The sequence below is a fragment of the Marinicrinis sediminis genome, assembly GCF_042685085.1.
GTDB classification, from domain to species: Bacteria; Bacillota; Bacilli; order Paenibacillales; family KCTC-33676; genus Marinicrinis; species Marinicrinis sediminis.
This window is the reverse complement of the sequence record NZ_JBHUMM010000023.1, coordinates 158,987-182,299: the sequence shown is the minus strand read 5'-3', so window position 1 is coordinate 182,299 and position 23,313 is coordinate 158,987. Positions and strand designations below refer to the sequence as shown.

The following is a 23,313-nucleotide window of genomic DNA, read 5'->3' as shown; positions in this document are numbered from 1 at the left end:
TTGAATATAGGTCTGTATGATCATCCTGAGGCACTTGCTACAGCTTGATCATACGGACTGTTCGAGAAAAGTTTCGCAGTGAAACTTTCCGGGAGGAACTTTCAATGAGTACAATGTTGTTGGAAATTGTAACGCCTGAGCGAAAAGTATACGAGAAAGAAATCGATATGCTGCTCGTGAAAGGAGTCGAAGGGGAACTCGGTATTTTGCCCAACCATATTCCGATGGTGACCCCTTTGAAGATTGCCCCGATTCGTGCGAAGCTGAACGGAAAAGAAGAAGTCATTGCGGTGAACGGCGGTTTCATGGAAGTTCGCAAAGATAAAGTGGTTGTTCTCGCTGAATCTGCCGAACTCCCAACGGAAATCGACGTAGAACGTGCAGAAGCTGCGAAAGCGCGTGCAGAGCAGCGTCTGAATAACAAACAATCGGAAACTGACTTCCGAAGAGCCGAAATTGCGCTGCAAAAAGCAATGAATCGGATAAATGTGGCTGGAGGGAAGTAATCGCTTCCTGTCTTTCATGTTTTGTAAACACGGTGAGCATAGCAGATGATCTGCCATGCTCACCGTGTTTTTTATTATGTAAACTCGTTTGAAGTTGTTTAAAATAACTACTTCATGGTAACATATGGATGTCAATTTGCGAGATATTAAATAATTTTCAAAGAGGAAACAAATAAGGTTACAGCGGGTAAGCAGAGTATCGAAACCGCCATACGGGCCATTCAATCGAGGGGACAGGTCGCGTTGGATGAGGCTTTGCTTGCGAAGCAAGGGCAGGAAGACGGTTCGATTGACATCGTAGATTGAATCCCCAGCAGCCAGAACATGAAACGAAAAGAAAGTTAGACGATCACCGTCTGCTTTTGTTATAATTGTGACGATATTAAAAACACTGATCATTCCCATAAGGAATCGTGATGAAAGCAGACGGGCACCCTATTTTTTTGAATTGGAAGACAAGCGCTTACATTGGAAGCGAGGGAGCATGTCCGGTTGATTCATTGCGTACACATGAGGAGAGAGAACAGCGTGTAAGGAGGGTAATAAGTGGAGGCCTATGTAAACCATTATGTGATCGTCACGATCTTTTTGACTTTGGGCATTTTGCTGCCCATCGCGGCCTTGACAGTGGGACGACTGCTCCGGCCGAACCGGCCAACGGAGGAAAAACAAACTACCTATGAGAGCGGGAATGAACCGGTAGGGACAGCGGAGATCCGTTTCAACGCCAGGTATTATTTGTATGCCCTGATGTTTGTCATCTTTGATGTGGAGACCGTGTTTTTATACCCTTGGGCGGTTGCGTATGATTGGCTCGGCTTGTTTGCCTTGATCGAGATGTTGATATTTGTAGCCTTATTGGTGGTTGGACTTATATACGCATGGAAAAAGAAGGTGTTCCAATGGAATTCAATTTAGCATCGATTACACCAGAAGAGAGACAGGAACTGGAGCGCAACGTGTTCTTCGGCACACTGGAGCAGGTGAAAGCATGGGCGCGCAGCAATTCCCTGTGGCCGCTTACGTTTGGATTGGCCTGCTGTGCCATTGAAATGATGGGTACCGGAGCGTCTCACTATGATCTCGACCGCTTTGGCGTCATCTTCCGTACCTCTCCGAGACAATCTGATGTGATGATTGTAGCCGGGACGGTAACGAAGAAAATGGCGCCGTTGCTGCGCAGACTCTACGACCAGATGCCAGAGCCCAAATGGGTGATCGCGATGGGCTCCTGTGCCACGGCTGGAGGGCCTTATGTGCGTTCGTATTCGGTCGTCAAAGGCGTCGATCAGATTGTCCCTGTCGATGTATACATACCGGGTTGTCCGCCCAATCCTGCTGCGTTAATCTATGGCATCAACAAGCTGCAAGAGAAGATTCGCTATGAGGCCAAGACCGGAAAGCGGGTGACCGATCAGTGAGCGAAGAGAACAAGAAACCGGAAGCTTCGACCGAAGCGGAAGTGAAGCAATCTTCTGATACCTCCAAATCGAACAAAGAAAACACCGCACCAGCATCGTCTCCATCCGATTCTGCACCAGCTGCTGCAGACGATCCGGAGGAAAAGAAAAGAAAGGCCGCAGAAGCACGGGCTGCCCGGGCTGCGGCAAGGGAGAAGAAGAAAGCGGAGGAAGAGGCGGAAGAGGAAATACCCAAGGCACCATCGCCTAACCAGCCGAAGCTGGACCGCCTGGTTGCCGCCATCGAAGAGCAGTTCGGAAAGGACGCCATTGAGGATCACGTGGTGAACGAACTTGGCTATCACATCCCGACCTTGACGATCAGAGAAGCAAACCTGTTGCAGATTGCCGGGTGGCTCAAGGAAACCGAACCGTGGAAGATGACTTTCTTGCGTAATTTGTCGGGGGTCGATCAGGAATCCCATTTGGAGGCGGTCTATCATCTGGTGAATGTGCACACTGCCGATGAGATTTGCCTGAAAGTGAAAGCGGATCGCGAACAGGCATCCATTGCATCGGTAACCGCCATCTGGTCTACCGCCAATTGGCATGAACGCGAGATTTATGATTTGCTGGGAATTGATTTTCCGGGACATCCGGACTTGCGGCGCATTATGATGCCCGATGACTGGGAAGGGTACCCGCTCAGGAAAGATTATGAACCTGCAGATCCGGAGGTGTAAGCATGGCACTTAGAACAGAGGAATTGTTATTGAATGTTGGCCCTCAGCATCCCAGTACCCATGGGGTATTTCGAATTGTCGTGAAGCTGGACGGGGAGATCATCAAGGAAGCGACCCCTGTCATGGGCTATCTGCACCGGGGAACGGAAAAGCTGGCGGAGAGCCTGAACTATACCCAGATCATTCCGTATACGGACCGGATGGACTATGTGTCAGCCATGACGAACAATTATGTGATTTGTCATGCGGTGGAAACCCTGATGCAACTGGAAATTCCGGAGCGTGCAGAGTTCCTGAGGCTGATTGTGATGGAACTGCAACGAATCGCCAGTCACCTGGTCTGGTGGGGAACTTACTTGCTCGACATCGGGGCGATGAGCCCTTTTCTTTATGCATTTCGGGATCGCGAAATCATCATTGACCTGTTTAATGAGCTTTGCGGAGCCAGGCTGACGTATTTTTATATGCGTGTTGGCGGCGTGAAATGGGATGCGCCTGAAGGATGGATTGAGAAAGTCCGGGATTTCATCCCTTATATGCGTGAAAAGCTGGAAGAATACGAGGAGCTTGTCAGCGGTAATGAAATTTTCCTTTCACGTGTGAAAGGAATTGGCACGTATGATGCCCAGACGGCGATAGATTATGGCCTGAGTGGCGCCAATCTGCGCTGTACAGGGGTGAAGTGGGATATTCGCAAGGAACAGCCTTACAGTCTGTATGATCGCTTCGAATTTGATGTGCCGGTATCCACGGTCGGAGACTGCTACGCCCGATACCAGCTTCGGATTGAAGAAATTAGACAGAGCTTGCGGATATTGGAGCAGGCGGTTGCCCAGTTCCCGGAGGAAGGGCCGGTGATGGGGAAGGTACCGAGAGTGATTCGTCCGCCTGCAGGAGAAGTGTATGCCCGAATCGAATCTCCGCGTGGAGAAATTGGCTGCTATGTCGTGTCCAAAGGCAAGGCTGAACCGTTCCGGCTTAAATTCAGAAGACCATCGTTTGTCAATTTGCAGATTCTGCCCAAGCTTCTGGTAGGGGAGACGATGGCCAACTTGATTACGATCCTTGGCGGTATTGATATTGTAGTCGGGGAGGTGGATGGCTGATGAACGAGATGCTGCAGGAAAGCCTGACCTGGACAAATGCAGGAATCTTTTTTATGTTTGCTACGATCTTATTGTTTGTGGTACTCGGATTTGTCACCTATGCCATCTATTTTGAACGCAAAGTGATAGGCTGGATGCAGCTGCGAATCGGACCGAATCGCGTCGGCCCCCTGGGTCTATTGCAGTCGGTTGCCGATGTGCTCAAGCTGCTGATCAAGGAAGATACGATCCCCCACAAGGCGGATCGGACGCTGTTCATTCTCGCTCCGGTTATCTCATTTGTACCGTCCTTTCTGGTGTTGGCCACGATTCCGTACACCGATTCGATTCATTTTGCGGAATTAAATGTAGGCCTGCTCTATTATGTGGCGATATCTGGCATTACGACGATCGGGATTATGATGGGTGGATGGGCTTCCAATAATAAATACGCCCTGCTCGGTGGTATGCGCTCGGCAGCCCAGATGATCAGCTACGAGATTCCGCTGGTCATGTCGGTGGTCGGCGTCATCTTGCTTAGCGGCAGTCTGAATCTGACGACCATTGTGGAAGGACAATCCGGAGGTTTGTGGAACTGGAACTTCCTGCCGCAAATCATTGGATTTGTCGTCTTTATCATCGCTGCAGTGGCAGAGCTGAATCGGACACCGTTTGACCTGCCTGAAGCAGAGTCGGAGCTGGTGGCTGGCTATCACGTTGAATACAGTGGATTCCGGTTTGCCTTCTTCATGCTGGGTGAGTATGTGTATGTATACGCCATTGCGGCCTTGACGACGGTACTCTTCCTCGGCGGCTGGCATGCACCATTTGAATTCTTGTCCTTTATTCCAGGCATCCTGTGGTTTCTGTTGAAGTTTTCCATGGTGGTATTCAGCTTGTTCTGGATTCGGGCCACGATGCCGCGAATTCGCGTGGATCACTTAATGGGACTGGGCTGGAAGGTATTGCTGCCGGTTGCGCTGGCGAACATTTTCTTGACTGCGATCTTGATCGAACTGCTGAATTAACCAGAAGAACAGGACGGAGGGAATACCATGAAAGGGCTTATGAAAGGCCTCGGGGTGACATTCAAGAATTTGACGAAGAAAAAAATCACCTACGGCTATCCAGATGTGCCGCTTCAGATGCCGGATCGTTTTCGGGGCGTGCAGCACTTTGAACCCGATAAATGCATCGTTTGCAATCAGTGTGCGCGAATTTGTCCGACGGAGTGTATCACGTTGACAGGGAAAGCCAATCCCGATCCGGAGAAAAAAGGAAAAGTGATCGATACGTATGATATTAACTTTGAAATATGCATCTTGTGCGATCTGTGCACCGAAGTGTGTCCGACGGAGGCCATTGTTATGACCAACAATTTTGAACTGGCTTCGTACAGCCGGGATGAATTGTTCAAGGATATGCAATGGCTGGAGGGGAACAACACGCACATCCGCCAGGAGAATAATTCCTCTGCGCCCAAGGCGAAGAAGGGGTGAGTGAAGTGTTTGGAATAACGTTGAGTGGGGAATACATCGCTTTTATTTTGCTGGCTGTGTGCACGATCGCAGGGGCCGTCATGATGCTGAGTCTCACGAAGGTTGTGCATATGGTCACCTCGCTGGCCTTTACCTTCATTAGTCTGGCCGGGATCTTCGTTCTGCTTCATGCGGAATTTATTGCATTCGTGCAAATTCTGATTTACGCGGGGGCCGTCTCTATACTAATGCTGTTCGGGATTATGATGACGAGGCATCAGGCGCGGGATGAAGGAACGGGCAATCCGTGGCATCATGGTTTGCTGCTGGTCGGCTGTGCGGGACTGTTTGGCATCTTGTATTATGTGTTCAATCAAACGGTATTTCCGCCTCATGAAGCGGTGATGGCCGAGGACAATACCCGTGCAATCGGGGAGCAGTTGTACACGCTGCATGTGATTCCTTTCGAGCTGGTTTCCGTCCTTCTGACGGTGGCCTTTATCGGTGCGATTGTGATTGCGAAGCGGGAGGAGGAACAATAATGGAACAAATGCTGGGCTCCTACCTGACGCTGGGTGCCATTCTGTTCTGCATTGGTCTGTATGGGGCCCTGTCCAAGAAAAATGCGGTCATTGTGCTGCTGTCCATTGAACTGATGCTGAATGCGGTCAATATTAACTTTGTTGCCTTTGCCAAATATGGACCCAATGCCAATTTGAGCGGGCAGATCTTCTCCTTGTTCAATATGACGATCGCAGCGGCTGAAGCAGCCGTAGGACTGGCTATTCTCATCTTGCTCTACCGGAACAAGGGAACGACCGATGTGGTCGATATGAATATGATGAAAAAATAGGGATGGAGGTGACAGGCAAATGGATATGTATGCACAATATGCGTGGCTCATCCCTCTCTTCCCGCTTCTTTCATTCATCGTGTTGACAGCTATGGGACGTCAAATGAAAATGGCAGGTCAAAGTATAAGCGTGGCCGCAATCGCGGGTTCTTTTATCTTGTCCCTGCTTGTTTTTTGGGAGAGACTGGGCACGGAGACGCAGGATTATACCTGGAACGGCTTTGAATGGCTTCGTTTTGGGGATGTTTCGATCTATATGGGGTTTGAGGTGACCAATCTCAATGCTTTGATGTTGGTCGTGGTCACGTTCGTTGCCTTGCTGGTGCAGGTATATTCCACCGCTTACATGAAGCATGACGAGCGGATTGTGGTCTATTACGGCTATATTTCACTTTTTACTTTCTCCATGCTGGCGCTGGTGTTGTCAGAAAATTTGCTTCAGATGTATATTTTCTGGGAGCTTGTGGGGCTCTGTTCTTTCTTGCTGGTGGGCTTCTGGTACCACAAACCGAGTGCGAGGGCAGCGGCGAAGAAAGCCTTCATCGTCACTCGGATTGGCGACGTCGGACTGTTTATCGGTATCTTGCTATTGTTGTGGCATCTGCCAGGAGGCAATCTAAGCTTTACGGCCATACATAATGGATTTTATGCCAATCAAGCAGGCATCTCCGAGACGGTCACGACCTGGATTGCCATTCTGATCTTTATCGGAGCCGTCGGTAAATCGGGTCAATTTCCGCTTCATACGTGGCTCCCTGATGCGATGGAGGGCCCAACCCCCATCAGTGCGCTCATTCATGCGGCTACGATGGTGGCTGCAGGGGTATTCCTTGTAGCGAAGACGTACGACATCTTCCTCGCGGCACCAATTGCGCTCGATACGGTGGCTTATGTAGGCGGATTTACGGCCATTTTCGCTGCGGTGATCGCGATTGCTCAAAATGATATCAAGCGGGTGTTGGCCTATTCGACGATCAGCCAGTTGGGCTACATGATGATGGCGCTTGGATTTGGCTCATCAGCGGCTTATACGGCCGGATTGTTTCACTTGACGACACATGCCTTTTTCAAAGCGCTGCTCTTTCTTGCAGCCGGCAGTGTGATTACGGCTCTGCATCACGAACAGAACATTTACAAAATGGGCGGACTGGGCAAGAAGATGAAGGTGACGATGACGACCTTTGCCATTGGAACGCTGGCCCTGGCTGGTGTGTTTCCATTTGCTGGATTCTGGTCAAAGGATGCGATATTGGTCGAGGCCTATCATCACAATCCGTTCCTGTTTGGCGTTGGTCTTCTGGCGGCTTTCTTTACAGCCTTCTATATGTCCAGATTGTTCTTCCTCGTCTTTACTGGACAGTCAAGAAGGGAGAATCAACATGGATCGGTCTCTCAGGTGAAGGAATCGCCCAAAGTGATGACGGTTCCGTTAATGGTGCTCGCGGTACTCGCCGTACTGGCTGGTGCGCTCTATATGCCAGGTAATCTATGGCTCGGTGAATGGCTCACTACGCGTGCAGAGGGTGAGCATGTGAATGTGCTGGTCATCGTGCTTTCCAATGCCGTCGCGCTGCTCGGACTGTTTGTCGGGTACAGACTGTATGGAAGGGCGCATGAACGCGATCCATTGGTACGGGCAGGCGGAGCGGTGCATCGCGTACTGGCACGCAAAGGGTATGTGGATGAAGCCTATGACTATGGTATGGTTCGTCCGCTGAAAGGACTGGGCAAAGGATTGGCCTGGTTCGACCATATGGTGATTGATGGTTTTGTCCGGGGCTCAGCGGCATTTGCAGTCTGGATAGGCAAGACGGGAACAAGAGCGCAGAATGGTCAGGTCCAAACCTATGGACTGCTTGTCCTGCTGGGGATCATGGTGATCATGCTGGCTGTTGCTGGAAGGAGGTTTATCGACCTTGGATAATCTGCCGTTGTTGTCGTGGATTACGCTGTCTCCGCTGCTGGGAATACTGATTCTCCTCTTTATTCCGAAGGATAAAGGAAAATGGATTAAAACAATCGGGATGGCGGCTGCTTTTCTGCCCTTGCTGTTTACCCTGATCTTATGGACCTCCTATGCGCCGGAACAAGCAGGGTTTCAATATGAGGAGAAGAGGACCTGGATCGAGGTGCCGCTGAATCGGGAAGCGGTTCCCCAGATTTTTATAGAGGGAGAGATGGCGAATGTCTCTTCGTTTGCCTATGAGTTTGACTATCATCTGGCGGTAGACGGACTTTCTCTGCCCCTTGTTTTCCTGACGGCACTCGTCAGCTTTATGGCTGCTTTTGCCGCTATGTACATCAAGAAACGGTGGAAGAGCTTCTATATCCTGTTTTTGCTGCTCCAGGTGGGCATGTTCGGAGTCTTTCTGGCCAAGGATCTCTTCTTGTTCTTTATCTTTTTTGAGATGGCCATCATTCCGACGTTCTTTCTGATTGGTATCTGGGGCTTCATGGATCGCGAGAAAGCGGCCAACAAGTTTCTTATCTATAACGGGGTGGGCTCGGCGATCTTGCTGATTGCCATTCTGCTGCTGGTGAATACGGCCGGTTTTTCTGTAGAAACCCTGCCAAAAACCGGGGATGAACCATTGCAGGCTGAAATGGTGTACCATGCAGACATGTCTGTCATCGCCTCCAACTTGACGAATCCGGATGCGTATGTGAATCAGGACCCGGAAAGTCTCAGTCAAAACCCGTTCTATATGAGTGAGAGCATGAAATGGACGCTGTTTCTGCTGCTGCTTATCGGTTTTGGTATTAAACTGCCGATATTCCCATTCCATACATGGATGCTCAAAGTGCATACGGAAGCGCCGTTTGCGGTGGTTATGATTCACTCAGGCATTTTATTGAAAATGGGTGCGTACGGTCTGATGCGATTCGGATACGGTTTTTTCCCAGAACAGGCTCAGGACGCAGCGATGGTCATCGCCATTCTCGGTGTGATCAATATTTTGTACGGTGCGTTGCTGGCCATGGTACAGAAGGAACTGCGTCTCGTGCTCGCCTATTCCAGTATTAGTCATATGGGGATTGTGCTGCTTGGACTGGCCGCGATGAATGCTGCCGGATATGAAGGGGCGGTTCTGCAACTGATCTCACACGGGTTGATCTCCGCCCTGTTGTTCCTGATCGTGGGGAGCTTTTATCAACGCACCCAAACGACAGAGCTCAGTCAATTGGGCGGAATGGCCAAATCGGCACCGTTCATGAGCGGACTGCTACTGCTGGCGGGTCTGGCCTCTCTCGGATTGCCGGGACTGTCCGGGTTCGTCGGGGAATTGCTGGCCTTTATCGGACTGTTCGGAGAAATGCGGGTGTTGGCGATTATCGCAGCGCTTGGTATTGTGCTGGCTGCCGTATATGTGCTGCGAGCCATCATGGCGATCACGTACGGACCAACATCCTCAGCTACAGAGGGAATGAAGGACGCTCGCTTTGCTGAGGCGCTGCCGATGATTATACTGGCTGGCATGATCATTTTGATCGGGATTTATCCGTACTGGCTTATCCATGTCATGGAACCAGCCATCCAAACGATGTTATCAGGGATAGGAGGGTAAGCCTGTGCGATTACAAGCATCTGATTTAACGTATTTGGGCCCGGAGCTGACACTGATTATCGCAGCCGTGCTGATTTCATTGATCGATCTGCTGATGCCGGGTCGGATGTCTCGAAAATGGCTAGGCTGGCTCACACTGGGTGCGCTGTTCGTCTCGGGTATCTTCACCGTGATGTCCATCTTGTCTCTCGGGGGCAATGAGCCGAAAGAAGCCATCATATTGCTCGGACAGAGTTACCGGATTGATGATTTCGCCCATTTGTTCAAGCTGCTGTTTCTGTCTGGGACTGTGTTGATTGTGCTGATGAGCATGGGCAGCATCCGGCAGGAAGGCATTCGACATGAAGGAGAATATTATTATCTGTACTTGCCGGCAGTGCTGGGTGCCTTCGTAATGGCCTCATCGGGCGATCTGATCACGCTCTTCGTCGGACTTGAGCTGCTGAGCATCACCTCGTACATTCTCGTTGCGATGAAGAAATCTGACAAGCGGTCCAATGAAGCGGCTTTTAAATATGTCGTCATGGGCGGTATAGCTTCAGCCTTTATTCTGTACGGTATGTCTTTTCTCTACGGCATGACGGGAAGCACGAGTCTGGCTGAACTGTCGGTCCATCTGCAAAAGCTGGATGAATCATTCCATGCGATGATCTATTTGAGCTTTTTCCTGATGCTGGCCGGCTTCGGAGTGAAGATTGCGGCCGCACCTTTCCATGCATGGTCACCGGATGTATACCAGGGTGCACCGACGCCAGTCACGGCATTTCTGGCGGTGATCTCCAAGGGCGCAGCCTTTGCCATGCTGTTTCGGATCGTATACAACGCTTACCTCGGTGTAGGGTATCGGGGTGTAGAGGAGCCGATGATCTCTGATGATTTGTTCCTGAGTCTGCTCATTCTGGCTGCGGTGGCGATGATTGTCGGGAATACGATGGCGCTGCGTCAGCATAACAGCAAGCGGCTCATGGCCTACTCAGGAATCGCCAATGCAGGTTATCTGCTCGTTCCGCTTGCGGTTCAGTTTCAGGGGCTTCATTACTCCGGAGTGAGTGAGCTCATCTATTATCTCGTCGCGTACGGGTTGATGAATATCGGAATGCTGGCCGTGATCATGCTGATGAGCCAGTCGGTGGGACACGGGGAACTGCGTGGTTTCTCCGGACTCTACTACCGCGCGCCATGGACGGCTGTTGCGACCCTGGTTCTCATTTTGTCCTTGGCCGGGTTGCCGATTACAGCCGGATTTTTCGGTAAACTGTACATTTTGCTCGGTGCCCTGCATACGAAGACGTATTGGCTGGCGGTCATTATGATTGTAACGAGCGTCATCTCCTACTTTTATTATTTTGGCATTGCCAGACAGATGTTCATGCGCTCGAACAGTGAGCGACAGGATGTGGCTCGCAATGGGTATTTACAGACCGTTATCTGGTTCTGTGCAGCCGCGACGGTCTTGCTGGGGCTCTTCCCGCAATGGATCATTGGCTGGATCTCAGATATCTTTCAGCTATCCTTTGATTTCTTTACGAACCGATAATGAATGACAATTAAATCCAACCGTTAAAAAGGCAAGGTCAGTCATGAACATATTCGTAAGCTCTCGCCAGCGCTGGTGCGGAGGTCTCACGATGTGTAAAGGCTTGACCTTGCTTTTTATTTTATCCAATAAGCCCCGGCACGCGCCAAATTAGGCGAATATCAACTTTTCTCTTTTTGAAAGCCCGTGGTACACTTACTCAGAGCGAATTTTACGGCTACTGGAAAAAATGACCTGTAAAAAAATCGAAACCTTTTGTAAGCAATTGAAGTAAAAGGTATAGAGATGATCCGCTACATAACAAATGCAAGATGAGATAAGATGAGATTTTGATGCGAGAGGGAAAGTTATGGCCACGGAATTGCCACTAAAATGTCATTGCTGTTTGGGATTGTGAAATATACAATGAATATGCATCGAGTGTGCGGGTTGAATGTGGAGCCATGCACGGAATCAGAGCATTACGTACTTCAAAATAAAAGAGGCATGCCATCATGGATAGAATGAAACAAAGAATCACCGTAGTCTGGACGCTGGTACTGACTTTAGCGCTTTCCACTCTGCTGTCATCTGTCGGACGTCAAGTATCGGCGATACCTCAAGAGCTTCCGACGGCTCTTCTGGAAGCCGAGGAGTTCATTGTTGGCTGGGAAGGAGACGTTCCGGAGGCATTTTGGTCTGAGGTTGAACTGATAGACTCTTTTCCGGAGATTGGGGCTTACACGGTGAAACTGCAGTCAGACATAGAGCGCAAGGAATGGCTGTATACGTGGCTGCATGCAGAACAGATGAAATACATTCAGCCCAATCATCCCGTAGAAATTTTGGGCAAACCGAATGATCCCTTGTACAGCAAGCAATCCTACTTGAAACAGATCGGAATGGAAAAAGCTTGGGACACGGTTCAATCTAACACGTCGATCAAGATCGCAGTGGTGGATACCGGCGTAGATCTGTACCATCCTGAGCTGAGCGGCAGACTGGCGCCCGGGGTAAACCTGGTCGACGCAGGTGCCCAGCCGATGGATGATAACGGTCATGGCACGAGTGTAGCCGGCATTATTGCCGCTGCGGGCAATAATAAACAGGGGACGACCGGCATCCTCTGGAACACGAAAATTATGCCAGTCAAGGTGATGGAAGCCGACGGATCTGGTGATGAGAACAAGCTCGGTCAAGGTATACGCTATGCGGTGGAAAACCAGGCCAAGATCATTGTACTGTCTCTCGGTCTATATAAATACTCGCCTTTTCTGAAAGACATTACGCAATATGCGGAAAGCTCGGGCGTGCTGCTGGTGGCGGCTTCCGGTAATGACGGAGATGATATTAAATACCCCGCTGCCTATCCGACGGTCATGGCTGTAGGAGGGGTAAGCTCCAGCAACGGCATCTTGGCAGAATCGAGCTTCGGGGATGAGCTGGATCTGGTTGCACCCTACCATGTGTATTCCACTGCCTTGGGCGGGGAATATGAACAGCGTTCCGGTACGTCCATGGCAGCGCCCCAGGTAGCGGCCGCAGCTGCGCTGATCTGGGCCGAGTACCCGCAGTTACGTCCGTATCAGGTACGTAATCTGTTGAAGCAGACCGCGCAAGATATTGGAGATCCAGGCTGGGATAAGCGAACGGGTTATGGCTTGCTTCGTGTGGATCAAGCGCTTGTGGCCGAACAGGCAGCGGATATTTTCGAGGAAAATGAGACGATTCAGTCTGCAAAGCGTCTGCGCATGTCGACGATGTCTACGGCCGTGCTGTCCGGAGGATCAGACAAAGACTGGTATCATATCCGTTCGGATTATAAAGGCAAGGTGAGCCTGAAGCTGAAGACAGCCTCACCGTCCTACCTGAGTCAAATTCAGGTTCGGGTCATTTCAGCAGCGGGCCAAACCGTTCATTTGTTTGAGGATGTCACGAAGCCCATGTCCTTCTCCATTACGTATGACATGTACGTAGAGGTCAGGGCGAAGAACGCGAAACTCAATGAATCGATCGTCTATCACCTCACCCCGGAGTTCAACATCTACAGCGACCAGTTCGAGAACAATGACCAGCAATTCAAGGCGTACTCCATGCCCGCGCGAAATATGACGATTAAAGGCACATTCCATCAAATGAATGATGTCGACTGGTTTGTCATCAATGTCGATCAGCCGGGTACATTGAAGCTGAAGTTGCTGCCAGATACGTATCGAATGGATGTGGCCTTTTCCGTGGCAAGAGAAGGGGAAAAGTTCGACTATCGGGACTTTGGCAACGACGGCGAAGGGGAATACAAGACGCTGGAAGATGTATTGCCGGGGAAATATTATGTCAAAATCACGAATGTCACCTACTCCAAGGACTCCTATCCTGTCGCAGGAGAATATATCTTTGCTGTCGAATATAATCAAAAGGTCGTCGATCCCAATGAGCCGAATGACAGATCCTACCAGGCGACGAAGTTGACGGCCAATTATCGCTATGAAGGTACGATTGACCCGCAAAATGACGTGGATTATTTCGAGTTTTCCTTGAAGGAAAAAAGCTATGTAAAGCTGAATTTGTCGAACATTCCGACCGATCGATTGATGGCCATGCGCGTGTATGACAGCAGTCAGAATCAGTTGTCTATGCAATTATCTGATCAAAAGATGAGTCAATTAAACTTTGAAAGGGTATTAAATAAGGGAACTTACACGATACGTCTTACGTCGAGTCAGTCCTTTTCCAATCAGACGTATTACCTGAAGCTGTCGACGGCGAAAATGGTAGGTGGTTTTAGAGACATTTCGGGACATTGGGCGGAAGCTTATATCTCGGACTTGTCGAAGCGTAATATTGTAAATGGGTATGACAATTATCAGTTCAAGCCTAACGGACAGGTAACGCGGGCAGAAGCAGTCGTGTTTTTCGCGAGAGCACTGAATCTGCAGAAGCCAACGACGATCGCCTTCCGCGATCTCTCGCCTACCCACTGGGCCTATAGCTCCGTGAGCAGAGCGGTCGAGGCCAACTTGATATCCGGCTATCCGGATGCGAGCTTTAAACCGAATCAACCCATTACGCGGGCTGAAATGTCCATCATGCTGATGAAGTCCCTGAACCTGAAAGGGAAAACCGCTTCAAAAAAACCATTTAAAGATGTATCTGTGAGCCACTGGGCCGCTAAAGCCATTACGGAATTAAAGAGCAAGGATTGGGTTTCCGGCTATGAGGATGGTACCTACAGGCCGAATGCCAATGCGACGCGTGCCGAGTTTTCAGCCCTTATTTACAGGCTGGTGAACGAAGATGCATAAGATCACTGTTTTACATGGGAAAAGGTTAAGAGCAGGCAAGGTCATGGACAGAGGTGAGACAGATGGCTGAAACATTGGCAAGAGAGGCTGCACAGGTCGGCCTTCTGTATATCCTCGTCCATCTGGTTTCCATTGTATGCGCGTGGTGGGCCCTCCTGTCTGTGCGCTTCGATGTCTTCCTTCGCAATCCGAAGGGAGCACAGGCGAAGATGCTACAGGTGATGCTGGCGGTGATCATAGGCTATCAATTTGCTCAGTTTGTCCTGGGCTACGCCGACTGGTCATCGTCGATCAAAGGGTTGTTTCAATAGTTCACTTTCAATCCATCATACGGTTTCCTCCGCGAGTCGCAAAATGAACCGAGCAGGAATAGATTGGCATTGAAAGGAGAACAATGAGGAGTAACACCCTCTCATACGTATGGAAACCAACGAAAGCTTTAACATTGCAAAAAAATGAACTGGAAATAAAAAACTTGCGCGGAGGGAACGACTATGAGCAAAATCATCGTCCGCGGCGGTAACCGACTAACAGGGAAGGTCAAGATCAGTGGTGCGAAAAATGCAGTGCTTCCGATTATTGCGGCTTCTCTATTAGGCGAAGAAGGAACGAGTGTTATCCATGAAGCACCGCCACTAGATGACGTCATGACAATTAGCAAGGTTCTAACATCCCTTGGGGTACATCTTACATATGAAGATGAGACCGTCACTGTAGATGCCTCACACCTGGAAACGGTTGAAGCCCCATATGAACTGGTTCGCAAAATGAGAGCTTCATTTCTTGTATTGGGTCCGCTGCTTGCCAGAAAAGGACACGCAAAGATTCCACTCCCTGGCGGATGTGCGATCGGGACACGACCGATTGATCAGCATCTGAAAGGGTTTGAAGCCATGGGTGCCAAGATTGACCTCGGTCATGGCTATATTGAAGCAAAGGTAGAAGGTCGCCTGAAAGGCGCTAAAATATACCTCGATGTGCCAAGTGTCGGTGCCACAGAAAATATTATGATGGCCGCTTCGCTTGCGGAGGGAACGACACTGATTGAAAATGCAGCCAAGGAGCCGGAAATTGTGGATTTGGCCAATTACCTGAACGGGATGGGGGCCAAAGTGCGCGGAGCCGGAACCGGCATGATTCGCATTGAAGGTGTCGAGAAAATGCATGGCATTACGCATACGGTCATTCCGGATCGTATTGAGGCAGGTACCTTTATGATTGCAGCGGCCATTACACGTGGAGATGTATATGTGGAAGGAGCCATTGCTGATCATCTGAAGCCGGTTGTCTCCAAGATGCAGGAAATGGGCATTACCGTCGAGGTAGATGAGAATGGTATCCGGGTGTGCGTTGATGAGCATCAGTCGTTAAAGCCGATTGATGTCAAGACATTACCTTACCCAGGATTCCCAACGGATATGCAGTCCCAGATGATGGCTTTGCAGCTCATTGCAGATGGCACGAGCATGATGACGGAAACCGTCTTCGAGAATCGCTTTATGCATGTGACTGAGTTCAAGAACATGAATGCGCAAATTAAAGTCGAGGGCAATACCGCGATTGTGTCCGGCAATCAGCGTCTGACTGGTGCGAAGGTCTGTGCAACGGATCTGAGGGCTGGTGCAGCTTTGATACTGGCTGGACTCGTGGCGGAAGGAAAGACGGAAATCAGCGACATTTATCATATTGACCGAGGATATATACAGATATGCGAAAAGTTTCAGGCGCTCGGTGGGAAAGTGGAGCGGGCAGAACCTGTACGGGAGAAGCAGACTGCGAAGCTGCTGGAAACCCCGGCTATTTTGCAGCCACAGCCTTCCTGGGCTTGAACGACAACTGTATCAGAATGTGAATGGAAGCCGTCCATGGGGGCGGTTTTTTTGTTGTACCTTCCTCCCTCCTGAATCTATAAACATACGAAAGATCGTTCTAGTCTATCAGCGGTGTACATAAAATGGATACTACCTCGGCCATGCAGAATCAAGCAGGAAGAAAGACAGACCAGACTGCATACCGTGAGTAGAGAAGCTGGATAGAGGAGAAAGGGAATAGGGATGAGAGCTGTGAATACGCGATGAAATGGAAGAGACCGTCAAGACAACGCAAATGGCGAAAACGGCGTCGCCTTGGTCTGCATGGACTGGGATGGATATGGGTCTTGCTCCTGATGACGATCTCGATTGGGGTTCCGTTTCTGATTGTCCAGCATACCGATCCGTTCGAGCAAGGAAAGACCGGTATACAGGGGAAGCAAGCGAAGGAAGCTGTCACGGAAATGGTGCTCATCGAGGAAGATCGCGACCCAGAGGTGACCGTTTATGTAACCAAACAAAAACGCATCGACACATTGTCCCTGGAACGCTATGTCAGAGGGGTCGTGGCAGCTGAAATGCCGATTTCATTTCAGCTGGAAGCGATGAAAGCGCAAGCGATCGCGGCGAGAACGTATATTATTCGCAGATTACATCATCAGGATAACAGTCAGGTTCCGGTGGAAGGCGCAATCGTGACCGATACGGTCTGGCATCAAGCCTTTGTGAGTGAGGAGGAACTAAAGCAAAGGTGGGGAACGCAATATACGGCTCACATGAACAAGCTGACCCGGGCCGTGAATGAAACGAGAGGCTGGATTGCCACCTATGAGGATCAGCCGATTGAAGCGGCCTTTTTCTCGACCAGCAATGGCTATACGGAAAATGCAGAGGATTACTGGAGTCAGGCAGTCCCTTATCTGAAAAGCGTGGCCAGTCCATGGGATGTGGACATATCCCCAAAGTATGAACAGCAGCTCAGTCTTCCGTATGAAGAGGTGAGAGAGAAACTCGGTCTGCCGCTGACACAGCGCGGAGGAGTGGCCGCTCCTGATTACCAGGTTCTCTCTGAGACGGCCGGACACCGGATTCGTGAAATCCGGATTGAAGGGAAGACGTTCACAGCCAGAGAGGTACGTGAACAGTTGGGATTGCCCTCCACGGATTTTGAATGGAAAAATGATCAGAATCATGTACAGATTACCTCATTCGGATACGGGCATGGTATCGGTATGAGTCAATATGGTGCAGAAGGTATGGCACGTGCTGGGAAGAGTGCGGAGGAGATTCTGAAGTACTACTATCAGGGGACCGAACTGCAAAAATTCTAGCAGGGCAAAGGTATAAAAGATCACCGAGTGGCAACAATGATTGCTGAGGTGATATAAACATGAATGAACAAAAACAAAAACAGGTAGAGAAGCAAGCGGAAGAAACAGCCACGAAAAAAGATGCAAGACCTCAGACTGCATCTGCATGGAAGAAGTTTTTCGGGAAAAAATGGGCATTCCCGGCAGCTTACATGGCAGCCGCAGCTATCATCTTAAGCATCATGTGGGCCTATCAAAGCTCGGAGCCTAACAGCATGACAGAGAATGAGTTCGGTCTCAATCTGGTAGAAAACGAGGAACTGGATGTGACCGCGCCGGGTGAAAATGAGGCCTTGCCTGTCACGACACCAGCGGAGCTGATGCAGTATCCGGTTACCGACATGACGATCATGGAGGTGGCGACACCGTTTTATGATCCTGCCGCTCAAGCCGAGGTCAAACAGTCCGCGATGATTCAGCTGGACGATACGTTTATGCCCAGCTCCGGCATCTCTCTGACAAGCAAGGATGACACTGAGTTTGAAGTCATCGCCGCCATGAGTGGTACCGTGACCAGAGTGGATCAGGTGCCATACCTTGGCAACCTGGTGGAAATCACACACGAAGACGGAGTCAAGTCCATTTACTCCAGTCTGGCCAACATTATGGTTGAGAGAGATCAGCAGGTAGATCAGGGTACGGTGCTGGCCTCTGCGGGACGCAATGAACTGCAGAAGGATCTGGGGGTTCATCTGCACTTCGAAATCCTGAAGGACGGTCAGCCCGTCAATCCGGAAACTTATATCGCTTCCGCATCGCAAGAAGAATCGATGTAACGTCCTCCGCGAGACATTTGCGAGCTTGCATGAGACATTCACGAGCTTACGTGAGGCATTCGCGAGGCATAATCAGACTCTGGACTTTTCCGGAGTCTTTTTTTTGTTTCGGATTCTTCGATGCACCTGCGTATAGCAAAAGCTTGTCTTGCTGTGATAGAAACAAAGATAGATCAACAGATAGATGTCTTGATAGGCCGGTATCCATCACGATGACGCAGTGATGAGGTATAAGCGTGAGAAATCAGCCATAAATGAAAGAAAAAAAGCTTGTCAGGCTTGGAAACAAAGAATATCTAGCCTTCCTACTCATATAATGTAGCAAATATCTTCGAGTAGGGAGGCGAGGGGAGTGCACGATTACATCAAGGAAAGGACCATAAAAATCGGCCGCTGCCTAGTGGAAACCAAGCATACGGTCCGAACCATTGCCAAGGAATTTGGAGTGTCCAAGAGCACGGTGCACAAGGACCTGACTGAACGATTGCCCGAGATCAACCCGGAATTAGCCAACCAGGTCAAGACCATTCTGGAATACCACAAGTCTATCCGTCATCTTAGGGGAGGAGAAGCAACGAAGATCAAGTACAAGAAAAAGACGCCGAGCAAAGATGAAAGCCTCGTACTCAAATAATGCAGGCCTGTGCAGACCGTTCTCTTCCAGAGGATACTCATCGCTCCACATACCGCTTCCTTGATGCTTTCGGGTCTCATGTCCTCATTTTGAACATGGGTTGAACACCGTACAAAGTTTTTGCGAGAAAATAAGAGGATTATTGACAAACATATCGAATTTTAGGTTATGATGTAGGAAAGTATAAGGAAGCTGCTTATACTTTCCCGTTTCCATGCAGCAAAGGGACGAGCAGCAGAAATCAGCGTTTATACATAATGGAAATGCGATACGAACGGATGATAAAGCGAAGTGGACTGTGACCATGGAAGCTGAATACATAGGCAGCAAGGGCTGAGGGATAGATAGGGAGGATAAGATGGATGTTTGCAAATGACATTGGAATCGACTTGGGGACGGCAAATGTACTAATCCACGTGAAGGGGAAGGGGGTTGTACTGGACGAGCCTTCCGTTGTGGCGATTGAGAGCGAGACGAAGAAAGTGCTTGCAGTCGGGGAAGAAGCGCGCCGGATGGTGGGGCGAACACCTGGCAATATTGTAGCGATCAGACCGCTGAAGGATGGGGTCATTGCCGATTTCGAGATTACAGAAATCATGCTGAAGCACTTTATCCAGAAAGTGGGCGGCAAGAAGTGGTACAGCCGTCCGCGCATTCTCATCTGTGCACCAACCAACATTACTTCTGTGGAGCAGAAGGCGATTCGGGAGGCTGCCGAGCGGAGCGGGGCGAAGGAAGTATTCCTGGAGGAGGAGCCCAAGGCTGCTGCCATCGGAGCAGGAATGGATATTTTTCAGCCCAGCGGAAATATGGTCGTGGATATCGGTGGCGGAACGACCGATGTAGCCGTGCTGTCCATGGGGGACATTGTGACGGCTTCCTCTCTGAAAATAGCCGGAGACCGGTTCGATACGTCGATCATGAAATATATTAAAGATAAATACAAGCTGCTTATTGGCGAGCGGACATCAGAGGATATCAAAATTAGAATCGCGACCGTCTACTCGGATGACCGCAAGGAGGAAATGGATATCCGCGGCCGTGATATGGTCAGCGGCCTGCCGCAAACGGTGACGATCTATTCCAACGAGATTCGGGACGCTCTATGGGACCCGATTTCCTCTATTATCTCATCGGCCAAAAGTGTGCTGGAACGAACCCCGCCTGAGCTGTCGGCAGATATTATTGATCGCGGTGTGATTCTGACTGGCGGAGGTGCCATGCTGCATGGCCTGGATCAGCTGATGGCAGAGGAACTCAAGGTACCGGTATTAATTGCTGAAGATCCGATGCATTGTGTGGTCAAAGGGACTGGACTGATGCTGGACAATTTGGACAAAGTATCGAAAAAGAAGTAGGAGGTTCCGCATATGCTGAGAGGACTGTATACCGCTGCATCCGGCTTGGTTACCCAACAAAGACGCCATGACACCATTACCACGAATATCTCGAATATCCAAACGCCCGGATACAAGGCACAGAACACAATGGTGCGCTCTTTTCCGGAGATGCTTCTTCACTTGATCGGGGATGAGCCGGCTTCGCGAGCCAATTCGACGATTGGCACGCTTCATAATGGGGTATATGCAGAAGAACTGGTGCATCAGTTTATGCAGGGCGATCTGGAACAAACAGGACGTCCGACTGATTTTGCTCTCGTCTCGCATATGACAGAAGTGGACGGTACGGCATATGCCTTCGATGCTTCGGGACAAGCTGTTACGGAAGATGGAGATACGCTTTATCAGCCACAGGCCTTTTTTGCAATAGAAGCAGGAGATGGTACGCAGCGTTATACTCGCAACGGCCAGTTCCAACTGACGAATGAAGGGATGCTGGTTCATGCCAGTGGTGCGCCTGTTCTGAATCGGAATGGGGAATCGGTCGTGTTAGGTGCTGATGCAGCCGGAATCGCCTATACGATGGATCGAGTTGCGGTATCTGAAGGCGGACTGCTCGTTGACAAAGCGACGGGACAAGCTATCAATGATGAGAACGGAGATCCCCTTGCGCTCGGTATCGCACAGATCAACAATCCGAACGAGCTGGTGTTGGAAGGGAATGGACTGTACCGGTTGGACAGCGAGGATGCAGAGGTTGCATTTGTAGCAGACACGAGTCAGGTGCAGGTGCTGCAGGGATATTCAGAGCGATCGAACGTGGATGCCGCTCGCTCGATGGTCGAGATGATGGAGGCGACTAGAGCGTATGAAGCCAATCAGAAGATGATTCAGTTCTATGATCGCAGCCTGGAAAAGACAGTCAGTGAAATCGGACGGGTCTAACACCGAGCATCCTACGGGAGGGATATCGATATGAATGGTTCACTCATTAACGCGCAAGTATCCATGCATGCTTTGCAGCGAAAGCTTGATCTGCTGTCCCATAACATTGCCAATGTAAACACAGCTGGATACAAGCGAAAAGACGCTACTTTCCATGATCTGCTCACTCGTTATCAAAGTCAGACGGATGATTTTGAGAAAGCGGGAAGAATGACCCCAATTGGCTTGAATATGGGGTCTGGAAGCCGCCTGGGTGTGGACTGGACAGACTTTAGCCAGGGAACACTGCAACAGACGGATCAGCCTTTTGATCTCGCGATTGAAGGGCCGGGCATGCTGGAAGTGCAGGTGGTGGGCTTTGATGCTGATGGCAATCGGCAAGATACGAGAGGCTTCGTCAGAGGCGGCAATCTGCAAATCACCGATACGAATCAGGGTCTAGCGTTAACCGACGGGAATGGACACTTTGTCGTTGGCATAGACGGCAACCCGATCGTATTGCCCGCTGACCGAAGAATCGTCATCGACGACAGTGGTCGAATTGAAGCGTACGATGATGCATCCGGTCAACCGCCTGTTCAGGTGGGTCAGCTGAAGATGGTGAAGGTGGAGAAGCCGGAGCGTCTGATTGCCTCGGGTGACAATCTGTATGTGCTGCCTGAAGATCCAGAGACGAATGGGCCCATGGCCGGGGTCATAACGGAAGCTGCATTATTGAATCTCCCCCAGTCTGAATGGATGAATCAGCAGGGACTTCGTATTCACCAGGGCTTTATGGAGCAATCTAATGTAGACTTGACCCGGGAGATGACGGAGCTGGTTTCTGTACAGCGAGCTTATCAGTTAAATGCGAGAGCTTTGTCCTCGTCCGATACATTGATGAACTTAGCAAACAACTTACGTGCGTAAGGTTGAAAAAGGAAGTTGAAGTCATGGTTGAACAAGAACAAAAAACGGTAAAGCCTGAACAGAAGTCTACCGCCCATGAAAAGCAAGAAATGCAAGATAAGCAGGGAAGACAGGAAAATCAGGGAGAACAGAAAGTACAGGGAAAGCAAAAAGCAGACAAGAAGAGTGATGGCACTCAGAAACAGCGGAAGAGGGTGCATCCGGGCATCAAATGGGGAAAGCGGCTGCTTGTCCCGACTTTGTGCTTGATTGCTTTGATGGCGGGGCTGTATGTCGGCTACGTGGTGATCGGAGCTGGCGATGCGGGAGATGTATGGAAGATGAGTACATGGAAGCATGTTTTCGATCTAATTTTTGCCGATTGACAGCAAGCATGAAGGTGAAACCAAACTCCTGCGTGTACATCATGGATGTCGCGGGAGTTTTCTTTTATTTTAGGGACATGTATAATGTTAGAAGAAAATGAAGCTTACCCGGGAGAGAAATGCCATGAATGCAGCTAATTTATTGACTCTCGTCCGCTTTCTGTTGATTCCGGTATATATCGGGTTGTTTTTTTTCGAAGCCTACTGGCTGGCGATCATGACGATCGCGCTGTCGGTCCTGACTGATATGGCTGATGGCTACGTGGCCAGAAAGTATGGTTTGATTACATATGTGGGCAGCATGCTGGACCCGCTGGCAGACAAGTGTATGATGCTGGCGATCGTATTTACCCTGTTCATGGGTGAGTTCATTCCATGGCAGGCAGCAGCTGCTTTTTTCATTCGAGATGCCGGGATGATTGTCGGATCACTATTGCTGCATGTTCAGGGCAAGCGGATGGCTGCTGCCAATCAGCTTGGGAAGGCAACGACGGTGTTGCTGTATACGGCAATTGTGCTCATTCTGATTCAGCCCCTATGGGGCGTAATCGTGCTCTGGGCAGCCATTGGACTGTCCTTTTTCGCCTCATATCGGTATTGGAACCAGGTACAGCAGATGAATCGTACTCAAACAGAGAAGCACAGCCCATGACGGAGCAAGCTGGCTTAAAATAAGCTAAGGAGCATATTTATAGGGAGTACCCTGTACAGATC

The 23,313-nt window shown here is 49.9% G+C and carries 23 protein-coding genes; all 23 read left to right on the top strand.

The window, feature by feature from the left end; all coding sequences use genetic code 11:
- Positions 1 to 104: 104 nt before the first annotated feature.
- The 23 genes from ACFSUC_RS10650 (at position 105) to ACFSUC_RS10540 (ending at position 23,251) form a co-directional block, all read left to right on the top strand.
- Positions 105 to 506: a F0F1 ATP synthase subunit epsilon gene (locus ACFSUC_RS10650; RefSeq protein WP_379929560.1), complete on the top strand. Its 402-nt coding sequence runs from the start codon at positions 105 to 107 to the stop codon at positions 504 to 506.
- A 546-nt stretch (positions 507 to 1,052) separates the two neighbouring features.
- A complete protein-coding gene (locus ACFSUC_RS10645) occupies positions 1,053 to 1,424 on the top strand; it encodes an NADH-quinone oxidoreductase subunit A (RefSeq protein WP_379929559.1) in 372 nt (123 codons plus the stop codon).
- A complete protein-coding gene (locus ACFSUC_RS10640; RefSeq protein WP_379929557.1) occupies positions 1,409 to 1,927 on the top strand; it encodes a NuoB/complex I 20 kDa subunit family protein in 519 nt (172 codons plus the stop codon). Before ACFSUC_RS10645 ends, ACFSUC_RS10640 begins: the two co-directional genes overlap by 16 nt.
- Entirely contained in the window at positions 1,924 to 2,649 is a 726-nt protein-coding gene (locus ACFSUC_RS10635) for an NADH-quinone oxidoreductase subunit C (protein WP_379929555.1), read from the top strand. Before ACFSUC_RS10640 ends, ACFSUC_RS10635 begins: the two co-directional genes overlap by 4 nt.
- Positions 2,650 to 2,651: 2 nt before the next feature.
- On the top strand, positions 2,652 to 3,755 hold the full coding sequence (locus tag ACFSUC_RS10630; RefSeq protein ID WP_379929554.1) for an NADH-quinone oxidoreductase subunit D: 1,104 nt from the start codon (positions 2,652 to 2,654) through the stop codon (positions 3,753 to 3,755).
- Positions 3,755 to 4,762 carry an NADH-quinone oxidoreductase subunit NuoH gene (gene nuoH, locus ACFSUC_RS10625; protein WP_379929553.1) on the top strand — a complete coding sequence of 336 codons (1,008 nt, stop codon included), beginning with the start codon at positions 3,755 to 3,757 and terminating at the stop codon, positions 4,760 to 4,762. The genes ACFSUC_RS10630 and nuoH overlap by 1 nt, the downstream gene beginning before the upstream one ends.
- A 27-nt stretch (positions 4,763 to 4,789) precedes the next feature.
- The gene (nuoI, locus tag ACFSUC_RS10620) at positions 4,790 to 5,233 is read left to right on the top strand and encodes an NADH-quinone oxidoreductase subunit NuoI (protein ID WP_379929551.1); all 444 of its coding nucleotides are present in this window, start codon (positions 4,790 to 4,792) and stop codon (positions 5,231 to 5,233) included.
- A gap of 5 nt (positions 5,234 to 5,238) precedes the next feature.
- Positions 5,239 to 5,754: an NADH-quinone oxidoreductase subunit J gene (locus tag ACFSUC_RS10615; RefSeq protein ID WP_379929550.1), complete on the top strand. Its 516-nt coding sequence runs from the start codon at positions 5,239 to 5,241 to the stop codon at positions 5,752 to 5,754.
- Positions 5,754 to 6,065, top strand: coding sequence for an NADH-quinone oxidoreductase subunit NuoK (nuoK, locus tag ACFSUC_RS10610; protein ID WP_379929549.1), 312 nt, complete (start codon positions 5,754 to 5,756; stop codon positions 6,063 to 6,065). The genes ACFSUC_RS10615 and nuoK overlap by 1 nt, the downstream gene beginning before the upstream one ends.
- A gap of 19 nt (positions 6,066 to 6,084) precedes the next feature.
- The gene (nuoL, locus tag ACFSUC_RS10605) at positions 6,085 to 7,989 is read left to right on the top strand and encodes an NADH-quinone oxidoreductase subunit L (protein WP_379929548.1); all 1,905 of its coding nucleotides are present in this window, start codon (positions 6,085 to 6,087) and stop codon (positions 7,987 to 7,989) included.
- A complete protein-coding gene (locus ACFSUC_RS10600) occupies positions 7,982 to 9,631 on the top strand; it encodes a complex I subunit 4 family protein (RefSeq protein ID WP_379929546.1) in 1,650 nt (549 codons plus the stop codon). The genes nuoL and ACFSUC_RS10600 overlap by 8 nt, the downstream gene beginning before the upstream one ends.
- A gap of 4 nt (positions 9,632 to 9,635) precedes the next feature.
- Positions 9,636 to 11,168: an NADH-quinone oxidoreductase subunit N gene (locus ACFSUC_RS10595; protein WP_379929545.1), complete on the top strand. Its 1,533-nt coding sequence runs from the start codon at positions 9,636 to 9,638 to the stop codon at positions 11,166 to 11,168.
- A gap of 494 nt (positions 11,169 to 11,662) precedes the next feature.
- A complete protein-coding gene (locus ACFSUC_RS10590; protein WP_379929543.1) occupies positions 11,663 to 14,449 on the top strand; it encodes a S8 family serine peptidase in 2,787 nt (928 codons plus the stop codon).
- Positions 14,450 to 14,511: 62 nt separating this feature from the next.
- Positions 14,512 to 14,760, top strand: a complete 249-nt coding sequence (locus tag ACFSUC_RS10585) for a DUF1146 family protein (RefSeq protein ID WP_379929542.1) — start codon at positions 14,512 to 14,514, stop codon at positions 14,758 to 14,760.
- Between the two features lie 183 nt (positions 14,761 to 14,943).
- A complete protein-coding gene (murA, locus tag ACFSUC_RS10580) occupies positions 14,944 to 16,278 on the top strand; it encodes a UDP-N-acetylglucosamine 1-carboxyvinyltransferase (RefSeq protein ID WP_379929541.1) in 1,335 nt (444 codons plus the stop codon).
- 245 nt (positions 16,279 to 16,523) lie between these two features.
- Positions 16,524 to 17,591, top strand: coding sequence for a stage II sporulation protein D (spoIID, locus tag ACFSUC_RS10575; RefSeq protein WP_379929539.1), 1,068 nt, complete (start codon positions 16,524 to 16,526; stop codon positions 17,589 to 17,591).
- A gap of 59 nt (positions 17,592 to 17,650) precedes the next feature.
- Positions 17,651 to 18,406 (top strand): peptidoglycan DD-metalloendopeptidase family protein, encoded by a 756-nt coding sequence (locus ACFSUC_RS10570; protein WP_379929538.1) that lies wholly within the window; start codon positions 17,651 to 17,653, stop codon positions 18,404 to 18,406.
- A 352-nt stretch (positions 18,407 to 18,758) separates the two neighbouring features.
- Entirely contained in the window at positions 18,759 to 19,040 is a 282-nt protein-coding gene (gene spoIIID / locus ACFSUC_RS10565) for a sporulation transcriptional regulator SpoIIID (protein ID WP_379929536.1), read from the top strand.
- A 362-nt stretch (positions 19,041 to 19,402) separates the two neighbouring features.
- Positions 19,403 to 20,398 carry a rod shape-determining protein gene (mreB, locus tag ACFSUC_RS10560; protein ID WP_379929534.1) on the top strand — a complete coding sequence of 332 codons (996 nt, stop codon included), beginning with the start codon at positions 19,403 to 19,405 and terminating at the stop codon, positions 20,396 to 20,398.
- Between the two features lie 12 nt (positions 20,399 to 20,410).
- Entirely contained in the window at positions 20,411 to 21,325 is a 915-nt protein-coding gene (locus tag ACFSUC_RS10555) for a flagellar hook-basal body protein (RefSeq protein WP_379929533.1), read from the top strand.
- Between the two features lie 30 nt (positions 21,326 to 21,355).
- Positions 21,356 to 22,234: a flagellar hook-basal body protein gene (locus ACFSUC_RS10550; protein WP_379929532.1), complete on the top strand. Its 879-nt coding sequence runs from the start codon at positions 21,356 to 21,358 to the stop codon at positions 22,232 to 22,234.
- 23 nt (positions 22,235 to 22,257) lie between these two features.
- Complete coding sequence (locus tag ACFSUC_RS10545; RefSeq protein WP_379929531.1) at positions 22,258 to 22,599, top strand: DNA-directed RNA polymerase subunit beta; 342 nt, start codon at positions 22,258 to 22,260, stop codon at positions 22,597 to 22,599.
- A gap of 124 nt (positions 22,600 to 22,723) precedes the next feature.
- Positions 22,724 to 23,251, top strand: coding sequence for a CDP-alcohol phosphatidyltransferase family protein (locus ACFSUC_RS10540; RefSeq protein ID WP_379929530.1), 528 nt, complete (start codon positions 22,724 to 22,726; stop codon positions 23,249 to 23,251).
- Positions 23,252 to 23,313 lie beyond the last annotated feature (62 nt).

Excerpts from the sequence above, each read along its gene's own strand:
- nuoK (WP_379929549.1), top strand. The coding sequence starts at position 5,754 with ATGGAACAAATGCTGGGCTCCTACCTGACGCTGGGTGCCATTCTGTTC.
- ACFSUC_RS10540 (WP_379929530.1), top strand. The coding sequence starts at position 22,724 with ATGAATGCAGCTAATTTATTGACTCTCGTCCGCTTTCTGTTGATTCCG.
- ACFSUC_RS10555 (WP_379929533.1), top strand. The coding sequence starts at position 20,411 with ATGCTGAGAGGACTGTATACCGCTGCATCCGGCTTGGTTACCCAACAA.
- spoIID (WP_379929539.1), top strand. The coding sequence starts at position 16,524 with ATGAAATGGAAGAGACCGTCAAGACAACGCAAATGGCGAAAACGGCGT.
- ACFSUC_RS10590 (WP_379929543.1), top strand. The coding sequence starts at position 11,663 with ATGGATAGAATGAAACAAAGAATCACCGTAGTCTGGACGCTGGTACTG.
- mreB (WP_379929534.1), top strand. The coding sequence starts at position 19,403 with ATGTTTGCAAATGACATTGGAATCGACTTGGGGACGGCAAATGTACTA.
- ACFSUC_RS10650 (WP_379929560.1), top strand. The coding sequence starts at position 105 with ATGAGTACAATGTTGTTGGAAATTGTAACGCCTGAGCGAAAAGTATAC.
- murA (WP_379929541.1), top strand. The coding sequence starts at position 14,944 with ATGAGCAAAATCATCGTCCGCGGCGGTAACCGACTAACAGGGAAGGTC.
- ACFSUC_RS10585 (WP_379929542.1), top strand. The coding sequence starts at position 14,512 with ATGGCTGAAACATTGGCAAGAGAGGCTGCACAGGTCGGCCTTCTGTAT.
- ACFSUC_RS10640 (WP_379929557.1), top strand. The coding sequence starts at position 1,409 with ATGGAATTCAATTTAGCATCGATTACACCAGAAGAGAGACAGGAACTG.
- ACFSUC_RS10550 (WP_379929532.1), top strand. The coding sequence starts at position 21,356 with ATGAATGGTTCACTCATTAACGCGCAAGTATCCATGCATGCTTTGCAG.
- nuoL (WP_379929548.1), top strand. The coding sequence starts at position 6,085 with ATGGATATGTATGCACAATATGCGTGGCTCATCCCTCTCTTCCCGCTT.
- ACFSUC_RS10545 (WP_379929531.1), top strand. The coding sequence starts at position 22,258 with ATGGTTGAACAAGAACAAAAAACGGTAAAGCCTGAACAGAAGTCTACC.
- ACFSUC_RS10630 (WP_379929554.1), top strand. The coding sequence starts at position 2,652 with ATGGCACTTAGAACAGAGGAATTGTTATTGAATGTTGGCCCTCAGCAT.
- nuoI (WP_379929551.1), top strand. The coding sequence starts at position 4,790 with ATGAAAGGGCTTATGAAAGGCCTCGGGGTGACATTCAAGAATTTGACG.
- ACFSUC_RS10570 (WP_379929538.1), top strand. The coding sequence starts at position 17,651 with ATGAATGAACAAAAACAAAAACAGGTAGAGAAGCAAGCGGAAGAAACA.
- nuoH (WP_379929553.1), top strand. The coding sequence starts at position 3,755 with ATGAACGAGATGCTGCAGGAAAGCCTGACCTGGACAAATGCAGGAATC.